Source organism: Weissella thailandensis (assembly GCF_005405465.1).
Classification (GTDB): Bacteria; Bacillota; Bacilli; order Lactobacillales; family Lactobacillaceae; genus Weissella; species Weissella thailandensis.
The window spans coordinates 1-7907 of record NZ_BJEC01000032.1 but is presented as its reverse complement, the minus strand read 5'-3'; the positions used below and the strand labels follow the sequence as shown (position 1 = coordinate 7907).

The 7907-nt window shown below is 37.8% G+C and carries 8 protein-coding genes, 3 tRNA genes and 3 rRNA genes; 13 read left to right on the top strand and 1 reads right to left on the bottom strand.

The window, feature by feature from the left end:
* The 10 genes from FFM62_RS09825 to FFM62_RS09780 all read left to right on the top strand — a co-directional run.
* Window positions 1-151, top strand: a 23S ribosomal RNA gene (locus FFM62_RS09825); the annotation flags it as partial.
* 78 nt (window positions 152-229) lie between these two features.
* A 5S ribosomal RNA gene (rrf, locus tag FFM62_RS09820) occupies window positions 230-346 on the top strand.
* 5 nt (window positions 347-351) lie between these two features.
* A tRNA-Asn gene (locus FFM62_RS09815) sits at window positions 352-424 on the top strand.
* A gap of 5 nt (window positions 425-429) precedes the next feature.
* Window positions 430-502, top strand: a tRNA-Thr gene (locus FFM62_RS09810).
* A gap of 241 nt (window positions 503-743) precedes the next feature.
* The gene (locus tag FFM62_RS09805; RefSeq protein WP_115471736.1) at window positions 744-2282 is read left to right on the top strand and encodes an HD domain-containing protein; all 1539 of its coding nucleotides are present in this window, start codon (window positions 744-746) and stop codon (window positions 2280-2282) included.
* Window positions 2282-4435, top strand: a complete 2154-nt coding sequence (locus FFM62_RS09800; protein ID WP_115471737.1) for an RNA degradosome polyphosphate kinase — start codon at window positions 2282-2284, stop codon at window positions 4433-4435. Before FFM62_RS09805 ends, FFM62_RS09800 begins: the two co-directional genes overlap by 1 nt.
* 27 nt (window positions 4436-4462) lie before the next feature.
* Window positions 4463-5407, top strand: a complete 945-nt coding sequence (locus tag FFM62_RS09795; protein ID WP_115471738.1) for a Ppx/GppA family phosphatase — start codon at window positions 4463-4465, stop codon at window positions 5405-5407.
* Window positions 5408-5582: 175 nt separating this feature from the next.
* Window positions 5583-5699, top strand: a 5S ribosomal RNA gene (gene rrf / locus FFM62_RS09790).
* A gap of 5 nt (window positions 5700-5704) precedes the next feature.
* Window positions 5705-5777, top strand: a tRNA-Asn gene (locus tag FFM62_RS09785).
* A gap of 60 nt (window positions 5778-5837) precedes the next feature.
* A complete protein-coding gene (locus FFM62_RS09780) occupies window positions 5838-6173 on the top strand; it encodes a hypothetical protein (RefSeq protein WP_210727734.1) in 336 nt (111 codons plus the stop codon).
* Window positions 6174-6239: 66 nt separating this feature from the next.
* On the opposite strand, the gene FFM62_RS09775 is transcribed toward FFM62_RS09780, so the two are convergent.
* Window positions 6240-6593, bottom strand: a complete 354-nt coding sequence (locus FFM62_RS09775; RefSeq protein ID WP_115471739.1) for an iron-sulfur cluster biosynthesis family protein — start codon at window positions 6591-6593, stop codon at window positions 6240-6242.
* 75 nt (window positions 6594-6668) lie between these two features.
* Between FFM62_RS09775 and FFM62_RS09770 the strand changes: the two genes are divergently transcribed.
* The 3 genes from FFM62_RS09770 to FFM62_RS09760 all read left to right on the top strand — a co-directional run.
* Complete coding sequence (locus FFM62_RS09770) at window positions 6669-6917, top strand: GlsB/YeaQ/YmgE family stress response membrane protein (protein WP_075268888.1); 249 nt, start codon at window positions 6669-6671, stop codon at window positions 6915-6917.
* A 19-nt stretch (window positions 6918-6936) separates the two neighbouring features.
* On the top strand, window positions 6937-7596 hold the full coding sequence (locus FFM62_RS09765; RefSeq protein ID WP_115471740.1) for a hypothetical protein: 660 nt from the start codon (window positions 6937-6939) through the stop codon (window positions 7594-7596).
* Window positions 7597-7685: 89 nt separating this feature from the next.
* On the top strand, window positions 7686-7907 hold a 222-nt coding region (locus FFM62_RS09760; RefSeq protein ID WP_137604529.1), incomplete at its 3' end, for a helix-turn-helix domain-containing protein.

The following is a 7907-nucleotide window of genomic DNA, read 5'->3' as shown; positions in this document are numbered from 1 at the left end:
AAGCATCTAAGTGTGAAACTCGCCTCGAGATGAGATTTCCCATTCAGAAATGAAGTAAGACCCCTCAGAGATGATGAGGTAGATAGGCTAGAAGTGGACATGTGGTGACACATGGAGCGGACTAGTACTAATGGTTCGAGGACTTAACCAAGTAGCAAGTGGTGTAAGGCAAGAAAAATAAGTAATTATGATTCAGTTTTGAGGGAACTAAGTTCACTCAATAAAAACGTGTCGTGATGATGGCACTGAGGTCACACCTGTTCCCATACCGAACACAGTAGTTAAGCTCAGTAGCGCCAAAAGTAGTTGGAGGATCGCCTCCTGCGAGGATAGGACGTCGCGATGCATCATTCCGAATTAGCTCAGTTGGTAGAGCACACGACTGTTAATCGTGCTGTCGTCGGTTCGAGCCCGACATTCGGAGTAATTGCCGACTTAGCTCAGTTGGTAGAGCAACGGTATCGTAAACCGTAGGTCGAGGGTTCGAATCCCCCAGTCGGCATGCGTGTAGCTCCTATAAATCTTGTTATCAAGGTTTATAGGAGCTTTTTTGTATATCAAAAATTTTTAAAATTATCGTGTAAACTTGCATAGGTGTTTTGAACTATGAGACCTTAGTATTAGGGAAAGTATAATAGGATTTTTTTATGTCATTAATCCATTTTTGCAGATTAAATTTGACAATTTATTGTATACTATCATATAAGAATTAAATTCAAAAAGAAGAATTGGGGAGACTTCAAATGAATAAAAAATATTTTGGCGTTATGACAGTCAACGTTACTGGGGTGGAACTGTTGATTGTTAATCTAAAAACACATAAGTCTCTTGAAAAAGTTGTAAAAGAAATTAATTTAGGTGATGATGTCTACCATCAACAGCCAGTTAGATTTGAATCAGTTAGTAAAATTGTTGAAGCACTAACTGGCTTTATTCAGATACTACATGATTATGGTGTTGAAAATTATCAATTATGGGGTAGTCAGGCTTTATCACAGGCGCTGAATGCTGATTTTATGGCAGATCAATTTTTCTTGCATACAGGTATTGAAGTTCGATGGCTATCAATGAGTGACGAGGCATATTATCGTAATCAAAATATTTCACTGGAACTTAAAAGAGATAATGAGGACAGTGAAGGTATTGCCTACCTGGTTGGTATTACCTCAGGGAATACATCCATTACTCGTTTTGATAATGGTGACTTTGTGACATCGACTAATTTTGCAATAGGACCAATCAAAATTTCGGAAGATTTAGAAAGTTTACGACAATCTGCGCCAAACTCTATTAGTGTCTTGAATGATTATATTGATAGCAAATTAAAGGATTTTGATATTGGTATTCTTGGCAATGCTGTATCAGCAAAAACGAATTCCAAAATTATTCTATTAGGGACGTCGCCGATTAAAAATTTAGTCACACAATACCTCAAGCAGGAGCAGAAGCCAGCTTTCTCAATTGCGGTTTTTAATGATTTAGTTGATGACATGGTAGATGCTTCAGACCAGTACCTGATTAATCAATTGCAGGTTAACGAAGATGCTGTACCGCTGATATTGCCAGAATTATTATTGATTCGGCGGATTATTCAGTTAACTAGTGCTAGTCAAATTAGTTTTTCAGACTCAGAAATTGTTGATGGGATTGTTAACGATGAAGAAGTTGCTCTTGGTTTTTCAAAACATGATTTTACCGATCAAATAATTACTATGGCTGTAAATTTAGCAGACCACTATGATGTAGAACCAATCCATCGTGAACTTGTTACTAAATTTGCTCGGCATTTATTTATTCAATTGAAACCACTCCATACATTGGGGAAGCGAGAGCTGGTACTATTAGAAATTGCAGCTATTTTACATGATGTTGGTAATTATATTGGTGTCCACTCTCATTATTTGCATTCTGAGTATATTATTAGACATTCGGATATTATTGGTCTATCTAGTGAAGAATTGGAAATCGTGGCTGCAATTGCGAAGTATCATAGTTCAACTACGCCAAGTGAGGATTTGAGCCACTTTAGCCAAATTTCTGCAGATAATAGACGATTAATTTCAAAGCTAGCGGCAATTCTGCGTTTAGCAGATGCACTAGATGATGATCGCCAACAAAAGATTAAGAAAATTTCAGTATCAATAAAAAGTAAAAGTGTCGTGATTTCAGCATACAGTAATGACAATTTGGCCTATGAAAATTGGATTTTTAATTCTAAAAGTCATTTTTTTCAAGAAACATATGGCCTAAAGGCAATATTGAAACAGAGGGGGGTTAAGTAATGACAGAAATTGATTATGAAGACCCACAATTTTACACTAACCGCGAGTTAAGCTGGTTAGATTTTAATGATCGGGTGCTTGAAGAGGCACGTAATAAGCACAATACATTATTAGAACGACTCAAATTTTTGGGAATTACACAGAGTAATATGGATGAATTTGTGATGGTTCGGGTGGCCTCTTTAGCAAAGTTAGTTGAAGTAAAATGGGATGGCCATGATGCGTCAGGATTGTCAGCAGCTCAACAATTAAAGGCCGTTAATGATAAAGCCCATGAACAATTGGTCAAGCAATATACGACGTTGAATCGTATTTTGTTGCCAGCGATTAAGCAGGTGGGTATTAATCTATTACGAGTTGAAGAATTAAATGATGAACAGTTGCAGTTCATAAAGAGCTATTTTCATGATGAACTGTATCCGGTTCTAACACCAATGGCAGATGATACTTCTCGTCCTTTCCCATTTATTGGTAATGATACGATCAACTTATCATTACGCTTGAGTAAAAAGGGGCATGATAAGTCGTTATATGCGACACTGCAAGTACCAAGTATCTTTCCACGTGTTGTCAGACTACCAAAGGCAGAGAATGATTTTATCTTATTAGAAGATATCATTAAGAAATTTGTTGACCAATTATTTGTTAATTACGATATTCATGATGTATCTACTTTTCGAGTCATTCGTGATATGGATTTGGATGTGGCTGAAGAAGATACATCTGATTTATTGAAAGAAGTGCAACAGCAGTTAAAGTTACGTGAACATGGAAAAGTTATTCGGTTAGAAGTTGAATCTGATATTAGTAAAAAGTTGCGGAAACGGCTGGTACGTGAATTAGGAACTGACGAAGATTCGGTTTATGAGGTTAATGGTCCGGTTGATCTAAACTTCCTAGGTAAATTGTATAGCACAGTAGCTGACAAAGATGAATTAAAGTATCCGCCATTTCAAGCCTACCAGGATACAGATCTCAATGATGATCATAATATTTTCGAATCGATGCAAGAACGAGACCGGTTAATGCAGCATCCATATGATAAATTTGATTCAGTAGTGGAATTTATTCGTCAAGCATCTATTGATAAAGGTGTGTTGGCAATTAAGATAACCCTATATCGGGTGTCAGGGAATTCACCAATTATTAAATATTTGGGTCGTGCAGCACAAAATGGTAAACAGGTGACTGTCTTGGTTGAGGTTAAAGCACGGTTTGATGAAGAAAATAACGTGCACTGGGCACGTCAACTTGAACGCATGGGATGTCATGTAATCTATGGGTTGGTTGGCTTAAAAACGCATTCTAAACTATCCTTAGTTGTACGGCGTGAAGAAAGTGGTATTCGACGATATGTTCATTTAGGGACCGGAAATTATAACGATAGTACAGCCCATTTCTATACGGATATTGGTTTGTTAACAGCAAATAATAATATTGGTGTCGATGTGACAAATATATTTAATATGTTATCTGGTTATTCTCGGCCACCATACTTTCATAAACTTCATATTTCGCCAAATGGTATTCGAGAATTTATTATTGATAAATTAGATCAGGCCATTCGTTATGCGCAATTCGGTCGGCCAGTACATGTTCAGATGAAGATGAATTCTTTGTCTGATCAGGAAATGATTGCTAAAATGTACGAAGCATCGCATGCTGGTGTAAAAATTGATTTACTGATTCGAGGTATTTGTTGTTTGAAACCTGGTATTAAAGGCATCGGTGATTCAATCAGTGTACATTCAATTGTCGGCCGCTTTTTGGAGCATAGTCGAATTTATATTTTTGATTTTGAAGGTGAAAAGCAAGTTTACTTGTCGTCAGCTGATTTGATGACAAGAAACTTAAATCGACGGGTCGAACAACTGTTCCCAGTTGAACAACCCGACTTAGCACAGCGTGTTTTATCGATTTATCAAACATTGTGGGATGATAATGTGAGAACACGGGTACTCGATGTCGACGGCACATATAATCGGGTTGATCGCCGGGGTCGGGCTTCATTAGATGCGCAAGATTACTTTGCTTTGCAAGCAACACAGTGGGCAGAAAAACAACAGTTGGATTCACATAAGCAAAATCCAAACCAGTTTCAACCTATGATGAGCCCAGAAAATCAACATGATCTGTTTGGTGAGGAAAGATAATCGACTTAATAATAGAAAGGAAGTTTAATGGAAAACTTTGTAGTAATTGATTTGGGATCTAATTCAGTTCGAATGACAATTACCCGTATTAATGAAGATGGTACGCATGAAACAGTGACGCATATGAAGGAGTTTGTGCGTTTATCTGAAAATATGGGTGAAAAGAAAATCTTACAACCAGCAGCTATTGAACGAACAATGAAGGCTTTACATTCATTCAAGGATATCTATAAAAAATTAGATAATGTGCGTATTAAGGCTGTTGCAACGGCTGCGGTACGTCAGGCATCAAATCAAAAAGCGTTTTTGAAACAAGTAAAGTCAGAGATTGGGATTAATCTAGAAGTTATTTCGGGTACGCAAGAAGCCTATTATGACTATATCGGGGTCACTGAAACTTTGCCAATTACCAATGCCATTCTAATTGATACTGGTGGGGCAAGTATTGAAATTGTGCTCGTCCAGAATGGTAAAGTGACTAACCTAATTAGTATTCCAATCGGTTCTGTTACTATTTCTTCCGAATATGATTTAGGTAATCATGTCTCGGCTTCTGAATTATTCAAAGCTGTTATTTCAATTAATGAAATTTTCCAAAATATTTGGTGGCTAAAGAATGGTTTGAACCTGCCAATTATTGGTTTGGGTGGTAGCAATCGTACGCTTGCTAAGATTAACCGGCGTCGTGATCGACTGTTCAATATGGAAGATGTTCACGGTTATCAAATTAAAGATACACAAGTGAACAAAACATTTGAGGACATTATTAGTCTGGACTTTGAAGGACGCAAAGAGGTACCTGGTATCAGTAAAGATCGTGCCGATATTATTGTTGGTGGTTTGATACCTGTTATTCTGTTAATGAATTATTTAGATTCTGAAAAAATTACTTTCTCAACAAGTGGGTTAAGAGTTGGTATCCTGTATGAACGCCTGCATGATATCCTGCGAGAAAATGTTGCTAATCAATAGAAAATATTAATAACTAGTTTAAACGTCTGAAATCTATAATTCTTTAGATTTCAGACGTTTTTTATGGGTCAAACAGATTGAAATTTCTTTGTTAGTCATGTTCGTGTGAAAATGTTGACAAATCTGATATTTCAAGCTAATATTATTTTTTGTGAGTGACATACTTACATTATCGTGTCGTGATGACGGCACTGAGGTCACACCTGTTCCCATACCGAACACAGTAGTTAAGCTCAGTAGCGCCAAAAGTAGTTGGAGGATCGCCTCCTGCGAGGATAGGACGTCGCGATGCATCATTCCGAATTAGCTCAGTTGGTAGAGCACACGACTGTTAATCGTGCTGTCGTCGGTTCGAGCCCGACATTCGGAGTTCAATGGCCATCCAGGTGGATGGCTTTTTTTATACAATTATTTCGAGGGGGCAAACAAATTGAAAATAAGAAGTGAAGAAGAAATACAACAATTAGTAGATGCCTTACATGAAGCACAAAAAGAAGCTGACAAATGGCGCACAGGTGCAGAAATTTATCAATCACAAGCGACTGAGTTACAAGAAACCATGCAGCTAATGGCGGAAGAAAATGAACGTTTACGTCAGGAAAACGAACAACTACATCAGGCCACAGATGATCAAGGCAAATCAGTTGTGTTAAAACCTGTACAAAATTCTGGAGTTTCTAGGCAAGAATTGGCGCGCCATGAAATTATCGAAGATGCGTTGATTAATAAAATACAGCAGTTAGAACAAACCTTACCGAATAGATAAAAAATAAGCCGAGACATTTTATCTGTCTCGGTTTATTTGCATTTAAAACTAATTAATGATGAATCGTTAACCAACAGGTTGTAAGTTACGTAATGTGACATTAGGGTCTAAAATACCTGATGGACCGGTAAGTTTGTAACGTAGATAACGGTCAACGTCCAAATTAAGTGCAGAGTCTAACTGTTCTGTTGTATAATCTTTGATGTAGACAGGACCCAGATCACTATCAATCGTAACATTGAAGTCATCTGATAGATCGTTATCTTGGCAAAGGACTAAGTTGAAGGCCACATCAAAAGTGCATGTGGCAGCATCTGAAAATGGTCCAACACCATCGTCTAAGTCAAGCGCGATACGAGTATCTGTCGTTATTAAGGGTTTAATCCGCTTTTGTGCGGTGTTAGAAAATGTTAAATACATGTTATTGTCCCTCCTCATTTCTGCTCATTGTAGCACAGGTTGGGATGATAGTTAACAATTAGGAAGGAGTTCATGATGTTTCATTTAATTTGGGTACTTATTATTGGTGCAGTTATTGGTGCCATCGCAGGAGCTGTAACGAAAAACGGTGGTTCTATGGGTTGGATCGCTAATATTGTCGCTGGTTTAGTTGGTTCATGGTTAGGTGAGCTGGTACTAGGATCATGGGGACCAAATGTTGCCGGTATGGCGATTATTCCATCGATTATTGGTGCAGTTATTGTGGTTATTTTAGTTTCTTGGTTGCTTAGTCGAGCAAAATAGGTAATGAGAGAGGTGTATTGTGGTTAAACAAGGGCATTATGCAGGTGTCAGCACTAGTAAGAAAAGTCGTCAGCTGAAACAGCATGCTCAACGTCAAGCCAACGCCATGATTGACAGGTCAACTGTTGCTGACTTTTTGCAAGGTCGTTATGTTTTAACACAACGGTCAACATCTACGCTAGTTGACGAAACCATGCAACGTTTTTTAGCAGAGTGGGCTGAACAGGGAGTTGAGACTTCTGAGGATGGATTGTGGGATATGGATAAGATCACGATTCAAACGCTGGCGCAAATTGCCATTAAAGTGCCTTGGCAGTTTTATGCAATTATTATTGGTCAGTGGTCAAAATTTTCTCGCTTTATAAAAAAGGAAGTTCCCGCTTTACCAACTAAACAGGCGGTTCGTTTGATGAACCAGGACATGGATATTAGCGGTGTCATTGGTCAACAATTAGCTGTTAATTGGTACCTCACACGTTTTTCAGGAACTAGCCAGTTGGCGACTGTAACTAATGATAATATTCAAGAACTGGCAAAATCGTTTATCGATCAAGACGGAATTAGCTGGCAAAATGTTGCCGTTGTCTATTCCACAACACCATTTAAAGTTGAAACAAGTGATCAGTCATTGCAACAGTGGTTACAGTCATTAACTGATTTAACTGTCGATCAATTATGAAATTAATCAAAAAAGACACTCGCACAACATGGGCGAGTGAACTGAACCCCGTAAGTTGGAGTAATTTCCAAAACTTACGGGGTTTTACTATGTTTTCAAAAGAAGTACAAATTGAAGCAGTCACGATGTACCTACAAGGTATTCCGCCTTATAAAATACGGAAAAAGTTTGGTATTAAAGGAACAGACACCATTCGTAACTGGGTTACTAATATCAAGGAACTTGGTGTCTATGGATTAAACAACGCTAGTCAAAGTAAGACAAATTATCAATATTCCTTTAAAATCAAGGTAATTCAATGGCGACTTGAG